Origin of the sequence: Hoeflea sp. AS60, from assembly GCF_038900115.1 — a bacterium.
In the GTDB taxonomy this organism is placed as follows: Bacteria; Pseudomonadota; Alphaproteobacteria; order Rhizobiales; family Rhizobiaceae; genus Hoeflea.
This window is the reverse complement of the sequence record NZ_JBBMQP010000002.1, coordinates 647252-661019: the sequence shown is the minus strand read 5'-3', so window position 1 is coordinate 661019 and position 13768 is coordinate 647252. Positions and strand designations below refer to the sequence as shown.

Sequence of the window (13768 nt, the reverse complement as noted above, 5' to 3'; positions counted from 1 at the left end):
GCTTGCTTCCTTCACAAATTGGCAACCCAAATCTGGTGTCATCACTGAGAACGCTGGGGGAGTGTTCAGTGGGGAAGGACCCGAAAATGCTGAACTGGAACATGGGCCGTAACACAGAGCCAGTATCTTCCGCCGACACCGGCGACATGATGGCAATGACACCGGTAGGCGGGATGCAACACGTACCACCACAAAAACCCAAGATTGCCCTTGCGCTGGGCGGCGGAGCCGCACGCGGTTGGGCGCATATCGGTGTGCTTCGAGCGCTTGATGAAGCTGGCGTCGAGGTCTCCATGATCGCCGGAACCTCCATCGGCGCGCTGGTGGGAGGCTGCTATCTGGCTGGACGTCTTGACGAGCTGGAAATCTTCGCCCGCAGCCTGACCATGCGGCGCATTGCCGGCTTGCTGGATTTTGCCATCGGCGGCGGCGGCCTTTTCGGCGGCATGCGGCTCAATGACCGGATGCAGGAACACCTGATCGGCGTCAACATTGAAGACCTCGACCGGACCTTTGTGGCGGTTGCCGCAGAACTCAACACCGGCCACGAAGTCTGGATTTCGTCCGGATCGCTGATCACAGGCATTCGCGCATCCTATGCGCTGCCGGGCATTTTCGAACCGGTACGCTGCAACAACAGGGTTCTGCTTGATGGCGCGCTGGTCAATCCGGTCCCGGTTTCGGTCTGCCGCGCCCACGAGCAGCCGTTGGTGGTTGCAGTCAATCTGCATTACGACCTCTACGGTCGCTCGGCAGTCATCAAACATACGGCCAGCGAACCGGTACCGGCCCACGAAGGTCCCGAGCGTCGCCAGAAACCGCGCGAAAGCCGCATTGGCATGACCTCCGTCATGGTCCAGGCCTTCAACATCATTCAGGACCGGATTTCGCGTGCGCGCCTTGCCGGTGACCCACCTGATCTCTCGCTGCATCCAAGACTGGCGGATATCGGTTTGTCGGAATTCCATCGCGCCAGCGAAGCCATCGATCGCGGCTATCAGGAAGCTTCAGCCAAGCTGGGCGAAATCATGCGCATGCAGGCCATTCTGGCACCGCTCTGAACCGTGACTGCACAACGCCAACCCGGGTCGACACAAGCATCGACCCGGCCGCATAAATCATGTTGGAACAAAGCGTTCAGCTGGCGATGTAAGCCTTGATCTCTTCGGCCTCTCGCTCGACATCTTCAATCCGCCTGCGCACCACGTCGCCGATTGAAATAATCCCGATCAAAGTCCCGTTGCTCTCGACCGGCAAATGCCGGAACCTGCCATTGGTCATCAATTCCATGACCTGATTGACCGTGTGGTCCTCGCCGCAGGTCGTCACCTTGGCGGTCATGATCGCGGAAATTGGCATCCCCAGAGCATCAGCCCCTTTCGATGCCACCACACGAACGATATCGCGCTCCGATAGAATGCCGGCAATCTTGCCGCCGGCACCGGTGACAACCACGGCGCCAATCTTGTTTTCAGCCAGAAAACGCACTGCTTCATCTGTGCCCATCGTCGGGCTCACTGTGACGACTTCGCGACCCTTCTGGGCGAGTATCTGTTTAACAGTCATTCAATCCTCCTTCCGCACATTGCCTCCATTCACAGACGCTCCCAAACGCCTGAAAACCGACCATATGGTGCGCTCGAAGCACGGTGTTTGCAACCCTCGGCGACCCTGCCCAGACATCGCTGACCCAAACCCGGCCCTGCTGTCACAAAAAGCGACATGTTGTGGTGAACAGCATCAAACTGCGATCCACCCGAAGCCTGAAAAAAGTCCATCTGAACCTAGTCTTGAAAGAGAATCGCCAGACCTTGCCAAGGCTTTGAAACCAGTAACGATCAGCGGCGGTGCGAAACGGAAGAGTTTTTCAGCGCGGTTCAATCGGATCAAACAGCGAAAACGCCAGGAATCCGAAGAGGAAACCACCAACATGGGCCTCCCAGGCAATGGCCGAGTCTGTGATGTCGAATGAAAATCCAACTGCAGTCAGCATATTGATGCCGAACCAGACCACGAGAAAACCGAAAACCGTGCGATTGCGGAGTGACTGGGCGACACTCAGTCTGCGGTTGAGGTGAGCCTGATCGCGTCTGAATCCGCCACCATCGCCAAAGGCAAAGCGGGCAGCCGCTCCCATCAGCGCCGAAACGACGCCGGATGCGCCAACCATGACGGTCTGCTCACCCCAGTGGAACGCGAGAAAAAGAGCAGCCGACGCAAGAGCGCTCAGCATCCAGAAGACAAGGAACCGGACCCAGCCGATGCGGCGCGCTACAACCGCACCAAAGGCCGCAAGCCAGAACGAATTGAGCGCCAGATGCGTGTAGCCGCCATGAAGCAGCGAATAGGTAAAGGGTGACCAGAAATAGGGACCGGCCTGCCCAGCAATATCAACGGCGTAGCGCTGCGGGATAAAAGCTGTTTGCAGGAAGATCTCCAGCACCGCCGCCTGTGGCAGCAGCGAGTCGATGGCAACCTGTATGGCCAGCATCAGCAGCAACATCGCCAGAACAACATTCGGCAGATTGAAAACCGGCTCGTTTCCGGGCCTTTGCGGAGCGGGCTCTCTGACGTCGTGGTCCTGGCTCATGCGAAAGCGCTTTCTTATCTGCTGAATTTGGTCAGCCGAGCAGTAGAACCCGCGCCGCAGACTGGCAACCGTCGGGCAAAAAAAAGCCGCTCGCGATGTGCGAACGGCTGGCCGAGTCCCCTCGTCCGAATTGTGCTGAAGGAATTCCCTTCAAGAACTGATGACCCAAGATGGCACGCCGCCGCACGGCCTGCAATCCCAACTGAAAATTAACCTTAACGCCGCGCCGTGGCATGGTTTTCGCATTGTTAAAGCCAAAACCGGTTTTCCGAACGCGAGTGCGCCAAAACGGCACATGCCGGGACGGAAACCGCAACCTGAAACAATGGTGGCGACAAGATGAAACATAAAAACAGCTTCGAACTCTTCGATTACTGGACCGAAAAACGTGGGGCCCGCACCGCTCCGAGCAGAACCGACATCGAACCCGCTGACATTCGCACCCTTTTGCCGCATGTCTTCATTTGCGATCTGTCCGCTGACGGCCAGTTGAACTTTCGTCTCGCTGGCACCGCCCTGTGCGCGCTCCATGGACGGGAATTGAAGGGATCGGCTTTTGCTTCGCTTTGGCTCGCCGATGGCGTTCGAAATGCCGGTCGCACAGGGGCATCTGTCGCCACTGGCGCAACACCTGCCGTTCTGTCACTTGATTGTCTCAGCCAGGGCGGACGGGTGGCGCAAGCCGAGATGCTTTTGCTCCCGATCACCGGACCAAGTGGCCTCAATGACAGGTTGATTGGATTGCTTTCGATCTTTGACCAGCCCTACTGGGTCGGCCATGAACCCGTTGTGGGTTTTTCCTCGACCGGAATCCGCTTTATCGATCAGGCGCGCGAGCCTGTGTTTCTTGCAAACCGCCCGGAAATCAGATTGCCGACGCCCCGCAATTTTGCCGAGGCTTTCGGCCAGAACCGCAAGAAAGTCGCCCATCTGGTTGTGCTCGACGGAGGCCGTCGCGATTAACGGGCAAATGCGCGCTACGCTTACCCAATGTTAATATTACCCTGACTAACATGAGGCCCTATTCTCTAGAGATTCAACAAGGCTCTCATGTTGACCGCTACTTCCGCATCGCACTCTTCCGACACGAATGACTCCGGGGAACGGAAGTTCCATCGCGTGACCATATCGGTCCAGGGCCGCTTCATGCGTGCGGACCACTCCGAACACGATTGCATCGTAGACTCGATGTCGCCTTTCGACGCGGTGATATCCTGCGGCATCCGTCCGGAAGAGGGCGAACGGATTGTTGCATATGTCGACTACATTGGCCGCATCGAGGGCAAGGTGACTGCAACGGGCATCCGCTCTTTCACCATTTCCCTGAACGCCACCGATCGCAAACGCGACAAGCTTTCCGCACAGTTGACCTGGCTCGCCAACAAGCATGAGCTCGGCCTGCCGGAAGACCGTCGACATGAACGCGTGTCGCCAAGCAATCCGGTCTCTGAAATCCGCCTTGACGACGGACGACGCTATCCATGCCGGATCATTGACCTGTCGGTTTCAGGCGCTGCGGTTGAAATTGATGTTCGTCCCGCTTTCGGCACCATGGTCGTGCTGGGCAACATGCGCGGACGTGTCGTCCGGCATTTCCAGGAGGGCATCGCCATGGAGTTCATGACCCTTCAGCCCGAAGACGCGATCGATCAGTTGTCGTAGTTTCAGCGCCACCAGAGGCTTCTATCAAACCGGCCCCTTGCGGCCGGTTTTTTTGTGAAGTTGGCTCAAGCAGATTGCGCGGCAATCTCGTCGACGATCGGGCCGGTCAGGATCTGTTCGAGCCTGGCGAGAGCGCGCGCAGCCACCAAGCCATCCATCACCCGGTGGTCAAAGGTCATCCGCACTTCGATCGAGCCGTCAGCATCGAACAGGCCGTAAGTCAGGATCGCCGGCAGCGGCGAAAGGATGCGCTTGGAAATGCCCTTCTCGCTCATCAGGGAGGTGAGAAGAAAGGTTCCGAAATGGTTGGCCCGCTGCCGGCCCCAATTAAGAACGATCCACCAGATCAATCGACGCAGCGGCCTTGGCAACCGAGCGACGCGCAACATGCGGGAGAACTCGCGAACCTCGGCAACCGGGCTTGCCGCCAGATGTCTCACTCTTCGGCTTATCTCGGAAAGTGGAAGGGTCTCCGGGCTCTTGACCAGTGCGGACAGCAACGACTCCTCGCCGTCATGCTCCCGCTCGAGAATGATCGATGCGACCGTGCTCTCATATTCATAGAAACTCGGCCACGGCAGTTTTACATAGGCGCGACGCAGCCGCGGCTCCTCCATGCAGACCATGGCAAACGCCTTTGCGAATGCCGAGGCCCATATCGGACGATCGCCAGCGTTCTGGCGCACCTCTATCAGCCTTGCGAGATCAATGCGCCTTTCGACGGTCACCAATGGCAGGTCGCGTGAAAACCACATGTAGTCCGCGACCAGGCGGCGTGCAGGGGAAAGGCTCACATAGCGGCCGCGCATCCAATTCTCCGTGTTTCCAAGTGTGTATCCGCGTTTCGCCCGGCATACCGGCCTACGACTCCCATAAGTACTGCAGGCTTTGGATCAGCCACATATCAAGCTGCTCGGTAGCATTCGGATCGCGCCCACGACAAGCCTTGGCGGGCAGGTCCTGCATCACATTATGGTTAGAATTTGGATATATTTCAGAAGCCGCTTGAAAAACCTCAGGCCGCCAGACCGGGAAGAGTAAAAGCGGCACCGCCCCCATTCATTTACAAGGGCAGCGTCCCTGCTTTCCGGCTGACTCTGAACGTCAACTGCCCGCAACACGGTGACCCTGCCCTACTTAGACGAGCCGGCAAGCCCAGATCAATTTCAGAAGGCGCGGCAAACTCGGCAAGGTGTTGAACGCATAGTAGGTCTGACGCTCCTTTCCACCATAACTCTCCTTGTGCTTGGCAAGGTTTTGCCATGGGTAGAAGAAACGGTTGCTGAGTTCGTTGGTGTAAATGAACCGAAAACCGCGCCGAACCAGCCAGTTCTTCTCAAAACTCTTGTCCTCAATCCGGTGAAATGGCGAAAGGCCAAGATGAAACTCGGCAACCCCTTCAGACTGAAACGTCTCGACCGCCGTACGCACGATAAAATAGGCGGCGAGCGGATCAGATGTCGGCAGCCACCGCCTTGTGGTGGATAGATAACCCGTCACCTGCCCGTTTTCATAGACAGGATCGAAAACGGCAAAGCCTTCCGGCGCCCCTTCTTTGTTGAGCAGGAAGAATTTGCGTACTCCGGGTTCATCTGCGAGCTGTATTGGACGCACAAGAAAACGCATATCCCGGTTCTTTGTCACCTTGGTGCTTTTCCACCCGTCCGATACGGTGCGCAGATCGGCCGCGCTAAACTCACCCGCCGACATCTCACGCACATGATAGCCACGCTCAATCAACCGGCTGGAAGCAGTGCGATAGCTACGGCGCCGCGGTCCGCTGAAAGAAAACGCCTTGAGGTCGACAATACTCTCGCATCCGAAATCATTGACGAAAAACGAGCGTTTCGAGAGAATTTCTGCCGTTGCAAAAGACGCCTGGCAGAACACAACATCGGAATATTTGGCGAGAAAGGAATCGATGAGAGCTTCGTGGTGGCCCGGATTCGCAATCGGATTGCCAAGCACGAAAGCAGTCTTGCCCACTTTCTTGTATGCCAAGAACCCCCTCTCATCCCCGAAATGGCGAAGACCCGGCTGGAATGCGACCGAATACGCAATCGGAAAATTGCCGTACTGCTTCAACAGTCCGAGGCGGATTTCTTCTGAGATGCATTCCATAACGTCCTGTACGAGGGTTGGAGCTCAAATCCGGATAGCGATACAGTTTCGTTTCAATAGTGTGGTGGAAGCTCAATTGAGTTCGCTCTGCGCAAATCGGCACAATCCATCCCGGCCGATCGGCTTAATCCTCGACCGCAACCAGACCGGGTGACTTGAACGACGCTATCATTTTTTGCGCAAGCCGTCACGCACAGCTGTGTCACCTCTCGCGCCAGCGCGGCGCAGTCAACGTCCGCTTGAGCACACGCTCCCGCCAGGCAATGGACTCAGGGAGGGAATGGTTGCCGAAATCTGAATGCAGGCAGGCAGATTTTACTCTAGTTTTAGGCCAATTTTATTCTAGTTTTATACTTGTTTTAATTGTATTAGTCTCAAATAAGTACTTATTTCTACTGTTGTTTTTTGCAGCATCTCAAAGTCTGACTGTCATTGTTGCCTCATAACGGGGAAACAAGACAATGTACAAACATATTCATGTATTGGGGAAATTTGCTGCAGCCTTTGGCCTGGCAATCGCGTTCAACACTGCAGCCGTGGCTGCACCTACAAACCTTGTGGCCGCTGGCAACACAAACCCGCCAATTGGTCACTTCGAATTCTGCAAGACCTATCCAGATGAATGCACGGCACTCGGGCGGGACCCCGGTCCGCTGGCACTCACGCGAAAACGATGGGCGACGATGCTCGAGGTCAACACACGGGTCAACCAAAGCATCCGGCCGGACACCGATTTCAACATTTACGGCGTCGAGGAACTCTGGTCATATCCACGTACTGTGGGTGACTGCGAAGATTATGTGCTTCTTAAGCGGCACATGCTGATGAAAAAGGGTTTTTCCGCCAGCGATCTGCTGATCACCGTGGTTCTCCAGCCCAATGGCGATGGCCATGCGGTGCTGACAGTGCGAACCGACTACGGTGACTACATTCTCGACAACATGCGAGGCGATGTCCGCCTCTGGTCGGAAACCGGATACACCTTCGTCAAACGCCAGTCATCCGAGCATGCTGCGCGATGGACCAAGCTCGGACCGGGCTCCGCCACCAACGTCGGTACCATCAAGAACTGAACGTTCACGTCCCGGACACCAGGCCCGCGGGGGCCGTCCCGGACAACAGATAATTGAACCGGGCGCTACAATGCGTCTGGTTCAGGGTTAGGCTCTGGTCGAGTCCCCATGCTTCCCCGCAAACGGCCAGGCCTTGAGCCGACCCCAATGTCCCCTGGGGTCGGCTCATTCTTTTCTTCTGCGGGGACGTGAACGGACCTCAGTCGATCCGTGTCAGACCCTTGGCGAAACGCTTTGCGTTTTCGACGTAATGACTGGCTGAAAGCTTCAGCATCGCCTCCGTGTCGGCGCCAAGCGTTCTGACCACCTTCGCAGGCGATCCGACAACCAGGGAATTGTCGGGAATGACCTTGCCTTCGGTGACCAGCGCGCCTGCGCCAATCAGACAATTTTCGCCAATCTTCGCACCGTTCAGCACGGTCGCACCCATTCCGATCAGACTGTTGTTGCCGATAGTGCAGCCGTGCAGGATGGCAGCATGGCCGATTGTGCAGCCTTTGCCGATGACCAGCGGGAACCCAATATCCGTATGCAGGACGGAATTTTCCTGGATGTTGGAGCCTTCACCGACCGTAATCGTTTCATTGTCGCCGCGCAGAACCGCACCGAACCAGATACCGGCGCCCTCCTCCAGGACGACATTTCCGATAACCTGCGCATTGTCCGCCACGTAGTAAAAACCCGAAGGCAGCTTTGGCTGTTTTCCATCCAGGCTGTAAATCGCCATTTGCATTTCCTCTCTCTGCGTCGCCGCGCCCAAAGGCAGCTCAACGGCTTCTTAAAGCGTTTGTCCGGGTGTTCCTATGATGCTGTAGCCACAAACACGGTCTTAAGGCTTCGAACAACTGCCATCAGAGCCTATAGGGCGACCACGACCGGCACTCCTAGGCCAGAAAATAGCCGCTCGCGAAAGCCATCTGCAGCACGATGACGCCTGAACACATTGACCAGCCTGCAGCGATCAGCGCCAGAACCAGATAAAGCGGCAGCGAAACCATGCCGGCCCGCCAGTTGTGAAAGCCGTTAATCAGCAGAAGCCGTGGCCCCACCAAGGCTGCCAACGCCAGCTCGGCACCGATCCGCACAGGATGCGCAGGCACTCCCGCAAGTTCAGGTTCACGCCATCCGGCAAGCCGGACGATCTCAAGACCGACCCAGGCGGTGGCAAACCCGGTCGCCATTGCGAAAATCGATGCGAGAATGTCGAGGGAATAAATCATTGGTTAACCATGCCCGGTCCAGAGTTGAGGTTCGTCAAGACATCTAGCAAGCGCCATGCCGCGACCGGATGCTCCACTTTGGCACACATCGAACCAACTGGCACCCTATGTCCGACACGTCATCCACAATCGAACACGCACCGCTGCTGTCGCCACGATTCGTCTGGAAACTGACTGCAGTGATAACCGTGATGTGCCTCATCACCCTGGCGATTGCGATCACCGGGCGGATGATCGGAAAGACCATTTCCTATGCCGGCAACACTGCGGACGGGACGCTGCATGAAATCGTCATCGGAAATGACGTCATCAGTCTGCCGGCAAACGTCATCCGGTTTGAAAGCCAGCGTGTGTCAGGCGTCCAGAATGCAGTGGACACCTACTTCGCCTGGCCGGGCATGAATGGCTACAGTGACGCGCGGCGGGATGTCTTCAACCAGACCAGATCGGCCAATGGGCTTATCTTTGCCAGGATCGCACAAGCGACCATGTCACGCGACATGTCAGGCCGTTTTGCGCCAATCTACAAGAGACTGACCGACGGCCCTCCGCTCGCAGGACCCAACGGCCTGAATTCGTTCCGCCTGCGGCCGGGCGCCGGTTATGCCAACGAATTGATGTATGTGGAACGTCAACTGTCCGAACGGCCCTATGCCGTTCGGTGCCTGGTTGAAGAGCTGTCCGAACCGGACAACAACTTCACAACTCAGACCGGATGCCAGCGCGATATTTTTATCGGCAAGGACCTTTCGGTCACCTATCGCTTCTCGATCGATCTTCTGCCCCATTGGCAGGAAATAGAACACGACATCCGCAAACGCCTGGAAACGGCGCTGCTCAGGTAAGATCGACGTCCAGGATGGCCATCGAGAAATTGTAGGACAGGTCGCCATCTTCGTCATCGCGGAAAACGATGCCGAGAAACTCGTCGCCGACATAGACTTCAGCCGAATCATCTTTGCGTGGCCGAGCCTTGATCGTCATCTTCTCATTGAAAATACGCTTGAAATAGGCGTCCAGCTTTTTGATTTCGTCCGGTTTCACGATGCTCTCCTGGGAAATTGGGTTCGTCGGGCTTTTGGCACGGACAGCAGGCTAAATCAAACCCGGGTTCGTCTTTTCAAGACATTATCGTTTCTGGAAACGGTCTTGCCAGTCTCAGGAACTTGCGTTGAGCATCTGGTCCATCGCCCGCGACGGCTCCTCGCAACCGGCTGTTCCGACAACGCGCGCAGGCACGCCCGCAACCGTGGTGTTTGGCGGCACGGCCTTGAGCACCACCGAGCCCGCAGCCACCCGGCTGCAATGGCCGATCTCGATATTGCCGAGCACCTTTGCACCCGCACCAACAAGAACGCCGTCCCTGATCTTGGGGTGACGGTCGCCGGTTTCCTTGCCCGTGCCACCAAGGGTAACCCCTTGAAGAATCGAAACATTGTCCCCAATCGTCGCGGTCATGCCGACGACAAGACCGGTCGCGTGATCGAGAAACAGCCCCTTGCCGACCTTGGCTGCAGGATGAATGTCGGTCTGGAAGATTTCCGATGACCGGCTTTGCAGGTAAAGTGCCAGATCAATCCGTCCCTTGCCCCAAAGCCAATGCGCCAGACGGTGGGTCTGGATCGCATGGAAGCCTTTGAAATAAAGCACCGGCTGGATGAAGCGCGTGCAGGCAGGATCGCGGTCATAGACCGCCTGAATGTCAACGCGCAGCACCGAACCCCACTCGCGCCAGTCGCTGACCATTTCCAGAAATGTCTGCCGCAAAAGATTGGCCTGAAGGTCCTGATGGTCGAGGCGCTCGCACACGCGGTGAATGACCGCTTCCTCGAGCGAAGGCTGGTTGAGAACGGTCGAATAGAGGAAGGCCGCAAGCAGGGGATCCTGCGCAATGGATCGCTCGGCTTCGAGACGAATCGAATCCCAGATAGGATCAATCGCCTTGACGGATTCGCCCGCCCGCACACCTGATTTCGCTGACATCGCCGCCTCCGGGCTGGTTTGCATCTTCAGTACCGAGCAAGTTTTACAAACGCACTGGATACGCTGAAGCGCCTTGATAAGGTGTCCACGACCGATGTTCAAATCAAGACATTTGAACCTGGCCTTCAATCAAAGATAAGACACAACGCTGAAAAAACAAATGAGCGTATGAAATGGACGTAAACATATCCTTTGCCGATCGCGGAATTGCCGCGGCCACCGCCGACAACGGTATCGGCTGGCTCACCATAAACCGCCCCGAAAAGCGCAATGCCCTGACCGATGCAATGTGGCGTGCGGTCCCCGAGGCGATCAATTGGCTGACGGCAAATCAGCAGGCCCGCGTCGTCGTCATCCGGGGCGCTGGCGGCCGTGATTTCTCCGCAGGCGCAGATATTGGCGAATTCGAAACCTTGCGGAAGGACGCCACAACCGCACGCATCTACGAGGCAGGAAATTCGGCCGCTTTTGCTGCAGTCCGAACGTGCCCCGTCCCGGTGATTGCAGCGGTGCGCGGCATCTGTTTTGGCGGCGGATTTGGTCTTGCCGCAGCAGCCGACATCAGGCTGGCCGATGATACTGCGCGGTTTGCCATCCCTGCGGCAAGGCTGGGGCTCGCCTACCCGCTCGACGCGGTCCAGGATCTGGTCCGGGCATTGGGTGATCAACGGGCGCGCCACGCGCTGTTTTCCACCCAGGAACTCTCGGCAGAGCAAGCCACGGCCTGCGGCTGCGTGATGAAGCTGTGCCGGGCAGACGAGCTTGATGCGGATGTCCTTACGCTGGCAACCGCTATGGCCTCGGCAGCTCCCTTGTCGGTTCTCGCCTCTAAAGCAGCCATTACAGCTTTGCACAGCGGCTCGCGGGTCGATTATGACCATGCGGCTGGTCTTGCAGCAGCCACTTTCGAAAGCACCGACTACGCAGAAGGTCGCCGTGCCTTCATGGAGAAGCGAAAACCGGAATTTCAGGGAAAATAAGGCTTCAGCTGCGCCCCTCGAGCTTGTCGAGGAAGCCTGAAATTGCATCATTGAAGGCGTCATTGCGGTCACCCGCCACCATGTGCCCTGCCCCGGATACATCGACGAAATCGGCGTGCGGCACCATTTTGCGGAACGCTTCAACAGCTTCCTCGGTCACCAACTCCGATTGCTGCCCACGGACGAGAAGAACCGGAATTTTGAGCCCGCTTGCTGCTTCGACAAGGCGTTGCTGACCGGTATCTGATCCGTGATTGATGTTGCGCGGCCCATTGATAAAGGCAGGATCCCAATGCCAGCGATAGCGGCCGTCGTCGCCTTGGCGAAGGTTCTTGGCCAAACCGTCGAGTGAGCGGCGGGGAGCGCGATTGGGCAGATAGGCTGCAATTGCCGCCGCTGCTTCCTCGAGCGTGGCAAAGCCCTCGCTCATGCGCTCCGCCATGAAGCCCTGAATGCGGCTGACGCCATCGGCGTCCATGTGCGGCGTGATGTCGACCAGCACAAGCCCTGCGAGAAGGTCGGGACCGCCGATATGCTCGGCCATCAAACCGGATATGCCTCCCAGCGAGGCTCCAACCAGAACCGGGCGCTTGCCGGTTTCCGCAGTTATCTGGCGGCAAACAGCAACGGCGTCAGCTGCGTAATCATCAAACGCATAGCCCTTGTCCTCAACCCATGCGCTGTCTCCGTGGCCGCGCTGATCGATCGTGAAAGCCATGTGGCCAGCATCGGCGATCCGCCGCGCGGCGCCACCCCAGGCGTGGCGTGTCTGTCCGCCGCCATGCAGCAGCAGCACAGGATTTCCATGAACCTCGCCTCGCGGTTCATGCACATCGGCAGCCAGGCGATTGCCCGACGCGCCGGTAAAATCCATCTGCTTTTTCATGTCTTTCATCAAATTGATCCTGCGTCGACGTCTGCAAAAAACTCGAGTGCGGCGGCCTTGAAGACCTTGTCGCCGACAGCAAGCATGTGATCCCGGTTGGGAATATCGACAGACCGGGCGCGCAGCATGAGTTGCGCAAGACCTTCGGCCGAACCGGCGATGTCATCACGCGTTCCCACCCCGATCAGTGCGGGCATCGTCAGGCGGGCCAGTTCCTCACGGCTCACCAGTGTGCGCGACGTGCTGATGCAGGCGGCCAGCGCCAGCCGGTCGCTTTTGGTCTGTTCGGCAAAGGCGCGGAACATGCGTCCGCGCTCATCGGTGACATCGTCGAGAGAATCAGCACGCAAAGCATCCGCGATCGGATCCCAGTCACCGACGCCATCAATCATGCCCATGCCCAGACCGCCGAATACCACGGAGCGAACTAGATCGGGCCGCGCGATCGCAAGGAACGCCGAAATCCGCGCGCCCATGGAATAACCCATCACATGGGCAGAACCGATATTGAGCGAATCAATCAGCCCCGCAGCATCTGCAGCCATGATTTCAGGATGATAAGCCTCGGGATCATGCGGCTTGTCGGATTCTCCGTGGCCGCGATTGTCGAGCGCGACAACCCGGAAACCGGCATCGGCCAGGGTCTTGAACCAGCCGGGAAACACCCAGTTCACATGCGCGGTCGATGCGAAGCCGTGGATCAGCAGAATTGGAAAACCGTCAGGGTTTCCCGCCTCATACCACGCAATTTCAATATCCCCGGACGTGAAACGTCCGGCCTGCAGCCGATCCAGATTCATGAGAAACCCCTTTCACTCCATACCTAACCCAATCGCACCGCCATGCAAATGTTGCGCTCAGCCGATTTCATTACCGCCTGTTACAACTATCCGGGCAACATCCAAAAACCGGCTACACTTTTGCAAGGTCAGCGTATAAGGTCCGCTCGAAATCAAGATCGCCACGACGGAGAGATGCATGGCTGACCACAAAATCCCGCATTTCCAGAATGATGCCGGACACGCCGCAATCGAAATCGGCGTCAAGGAATTCATGTGCGTGGGCGCCAACCCGCCTTTCGATCATCCGCACGAATTTCTGGATATGGGTTCGGACAGCGAAAAGGTCTGCCCCTATTGCTCGACACTCTACAAGTACAATCCGGCCCTGCATGGTGAAGAGACCACCCCCGCCGGATGTTCCTGGGTTTATCAGGCAGCCTGAGGGCGGTTTTTGCCGCAGCTCGGGGAGGA

Annotated in this window: 17 protein-coding genes; 7 read left to right on the top strand and 10 right to left on the bottom strand. The window is 57.4% G+C overall.

The features are described 5' to 3' along the window. Positions 1-146 precede the first annotated feature (146 nt). Positions 147-1061, top strand: a complete 915-nt coding sequence (locus WNZ14_RS13465; RefSeq protein WP_342870230.1) for a patatin-like phospholipase family protein — start codon at positions 147-149, stop codon at positions 1059-1061. 76 nt (positions 1062-1137) lie between these two features. On the opposite strand, the gene WNZ14_RS13460 is transcribed toward WNZ14_RS13465, so the two are convergent. Beyond that, positions 1138-1566, bottom strand: coding sequence for a CBS domain-containing protein (locus tag WNZ14_RS13460; RefSeq protein WP_342869158.1), 429 nt, complete (start codon positions 1564-1566; stop codon positions 1138-1140). Between the two features lie 301 nt (positions 1567-1867). Then, complete coding sequence (locus WNZ14_RS13455) at positions 1868-2590, bottom strand: rhomboid family intramembrane serine protease (protein WP_342869157.1); 723 nt, start codon at positions 2588-2590, stop codon at positions 1868-1870. A 339-nt stretch (positions 2591-2929) separates the two neighbouring features. On the opposite strand from WNZ14_RS13455, the gene WNZ14_RS13450 reads away from it, so the two are divergent. Both WNZ14_RS13450 and WNZ14_RS13445 read left to right on the top strand, forming a co-directional pair. Beyond that, positions 2930-3553 (top strand): PAS domain-containing protein, encoded by a 624-nt coding sequence (locus WNZ14_RS13450; RefSeq protein ID WP_342869156.1) that lies wholly within the window; start codon positions 2930-2932, stop codon positions 3551-3553. 87 nt (positions 3554-3640) lie between these two features. Continuing rightward, positions 3641-4252, top strand: a complete 612-nt coding sequence (locus WNZ14_RS13445; RefSeq protein WP_342869155.1) for a PilZ domain-containing protein — start codon at positions 3641-3643, stop codon at positions 4250-4252. A gap of 65 nt (positions 4253-4317) precedes the next feature. On the opposite strand, the gene WNZ14_RS13440 is transcribed toward WNZ14_RS13445, so the two are convergent. Both WNZ14_RS13440 and WNZ14_RS13435 read right to left on the bottom strand, forming a co-directional pair. Then, positions 4318-5061, bottom strand: coding sequence for a hypothetical protein (locus WNZ14_RS13440; protein WP_342869154.1), 744 nt, complete (start codon positions 5059-5061; stop codon positions 4318-4320). 328 nt (positions 5062-5389) lie between these two features. Then, positions 5390-6373 carry a DUF2156 domain-containing protein gene (locus WNZ14_RS13435; RefSeq protein ID WP_342869153.1) on the bottom strand — a complete coding sequence of 328 codons (984 nt, stop codon included), beginning with the start codon at positions 6371-6373 and terminating at the stop codon, positions 5390-5392. Positions 6374-6834: 461 nt separating this feature from the next. Between WNZ14_RS13435 and WNZ14_RS13430 the strand changes: the two genes are divergently transcribed. After that, entirely contained in the window at positions 6835-7446 is a 612-nt protein-coding gene (locus WNZ14_RS13430) for a transglutaminase-like cysteine peptidase (protein ID WP_342869152.1), read from the top strand. A 199-nt stretch (positions 7447-7645) separates the two neighbouring features. Here the strand turns inward: WNZ14_RS13430 and WNZ14_RS13425 are convergent, their stop codons facing one another. Beyond that, on the bottom strand, positions 7646-8173 hold the full coding sequence (locus tag WNZ14_RS13425; protein ID WP_342869151.1) for a gamma carbonic anhydrase family protein: 528 nt from the start codon (positions 8171-8173) through the stop codon (positions 7646-7648). Positions 8174-8330: 157 nt separating this feature from the next. Further along, entirely contained in the window at positions 8331-8666 is a 336-nt protein-coding gene (locus WNZ14_RS13420; RefSeq protein ID WP_342869150.1) for a hypothetical protein, read from the bottom strand. A 107-nt stretch (positions 8667-8773) separates the two neighbouring features. Here WNZ14_RS13420 and WNZ14_RS13415 point away from each other — a divergent pair, with 107 nt between their 5' ends. Further along, complete coding sequence (locus tag WNZ14_RS13415) at positions 8774-9511, top strand: hypothetical protein (protein ID WP_342869149.1); 738 nt, start codon at positions 8774-8776, stop codon at positions 9509-9511. Here WNZ14_RS13415 and WNZ14_RS13410 read toward each other — a convergent pair. Both WNZ14_RS13410 and cysE read right to left on the bottom strand, forming a co-directional pair. Beyond that, the gene (locus WNZ14_RS13410) at positions 9504-9710 is read right to left on the bottom strand and encodes a DUF3126 family protein (protein WP_342869148.1); all 207 of its coding nucleotides are present in this window, start codon (positions 9708-9710) and stop codon (positions 9504-9506) included. The genes WNZ14_RS13415 and WNZ14_RS13410 overlap by 8 nt on opposite strands. 114 nt (positions 9711-9824) lie before the next feature. Next, complete coding sequence (gene cysE / locus WNZ14_RS13405; protein WP_342869147.1) at positions 9825-10649, bottom strand: serine O-acetyltransferase; 825 nt, start codon at positions 10647-10649, stop codon at positions 9825-9827. 173 nt (positions 10650-10822) lie between these two features. On the opposite strand from cysE, the gene WNZ14_RS13400 reads away from it, so the two are divergent. Next, positions 10823-11629 carry an enoyl-CoA hydratase-related protein gene (locus WNZ14_RS13400; RefSeq protein WP_342869146.1) on the top strand — a complete coding sequence of 269 codons (807 nt, stop codon included), beginning with the start codon at positions 10823-10825 and terminating at the stop codon, positions 11627-11629. A 4-nt stretch (positions 11630-11633) separates the two neighbouring features. Here WNZ14_RS13400 and WNZ14_RS13395 read toward each other — a convergent pair whose 3' ends face one another. Then, a complete protein-coding gene (locus WNZ14_RS13395) occupies positions 11634-12524 on the bottom strand; it encodes an alpha/beta hydrolase (RefSeq protein ID WP_342869145.1) in 891 nt (296 codons plus the stop codon). Continuing rightward, positions 12524-13315, bottom strand: a complete 792-nt coding sequence (locus tag WNZ14_RS13390) for an alpha/beta hydrolase (RefSeq protein WP_342869144.1) — start codon at positions 13313-13315, stop codon at positions 12524-12526. Before WNZ14_RS13390 ends, WNZ14_RS13395 begins: the two co-directional genes overlap by 1 nt. A gap of 178 nt (positions 13316-13493) precedes the next feature. Here WNZ14_RS13390 and WNZ14_RS13385 point away from each other — a divergent pair, with 178 nt between their 5' ends. Next, entirely contained in the window at positions 13494-13739 is a 246-nt protein-coding gene (locus WNZ14_RS13385; RefSeq protein ID WP_342869143.1) for a zinc-finger domain-containing protein, read from the top strand. The last annotated feature ends 29 nt before the right edge of the window (positions 13740-13768 follow it).

What these genes read in the sequence shown, in the direction of transcription:
- WNZ14_RS13465 (WP_342870230.1), top strand. Translation starts at nt 147, where the DNA reads ATGATGGCAATGACACCGGTAGGCGGGATGCAACACGTACCACCACAA.
- WNZ14_RS13460 (WP_342869158.1), bottom strand. Translation starts at nt 1,566, where the DNA reads ATGACTGTTAAACAGATACTCGCCCAGAAGGGTCGCGAAGTCGTCACA.
- WNZ14_RS13455 (WP_342869157.1), bottom strand. Translation starts at nt 2,590, where the DNA reads ATGAGCCAGGACCACGACGTCAGAGAGCCCGCTCCGCAAAGGCCCGGA.
- WNZ14_RS13450 (WP_342869156.1), top strand. Translation starts at nt 2,930, where the DNA reads ATGAAACATAAAAACAGCTTCGAACTCTTCGATTACTGGACCGAAAAA.
- WNZ14_RS13445 (WP_342869155.1), top strand. Translation starts at nt 3,641, where the DNA reads ATGTTGACCGCTACTTCCGCATCGCACTCTTCCGACACGAATGACTCC.
- WNZ14_RS13440 (WP_342869154.1), bottom strand. Translation starts at nt 5,061, where the DNA reads ATGCGCGGCCGCTATGTGAGCCTTTCCCCTGCACGCCGCCTGGTCGCG.
- WNZ14_RS13435 (WP_342869153.1), bottom strand. Translation starts at nt 6,373, where the DNA reads ATGGAATGCATCTCAGAAGAAATCCGCCTCGGACTGTTGAAGCAGTAC.
- WNZ14_RS13430 (WP_342869152.1), top strand. Translation starts at nt 6,835, where the DNA reads ATGTACAAACATATTCATGTATTGGGGAAATTTGCTGCAGCCTTTGGC.
- WNZ14_RS13425 (WP_342869151.1), bottom strand. Translation starts at nt 8,173, where the DNA reads ATGGCGATTTACAGCCTGGATGGAAAACAGCCAAAGCTGCCTTCGGGT.
- WNZ14_RS13420 (WP_342869150.1), bottom strand. Translation starts at nt 8,666, where the DNA reads ATGATTTATTCCCTCGACATTCTCGCATCGATTTTCGCAATGGCGACC.
- WNZ14_RS13415 (WP_342869149.1), top strand. Translation starts at nt 8,774, where the DNA reads ATGTCCGACACGTCATCCACAATCGAACACGCACCGCTGCTGTCGCCA.
- cysE (WP_342869147.1), bottom strand. Translation starts at nt 10,649, where the DNA reads ATGTCAGCGAAATCAGGTGTGCGGGCGGGCGAATCCGTCAAGGCGATT.
- WNZ14_RS13400 (WP_342869146.1), top strand. Translation starts at nt 10,823, where the DNA reads ATGGACGTAAACATATCCTTTGCCGATCGCGGAATTGCCGCGGCCACC.
- WNZ14_RS13395 (WP_342869145.1), bottom strand. Translation starts at nt 12,524, where the DNA reads ATGAAAGACATGAAAAAGCAGATGGATTTTACCGGCGCGTCGGGCAAT.
- WNZ14_RS13390 (WP_342869144.1), bottom strand. Translation starts at nt 13,315, where the DNA reads ATGAATCTGGATCGGCTGCAGGCCGGACGTTTCACGTCCGGGGATATT.
- WNZ14_RS13385 (WP_342869143.1), top strand. Translation starts at nt 13,494, where the DNA reads ATGGCTGACCACAAAATCCCGCATTTCCAGAATGATGCCGGACACGCC.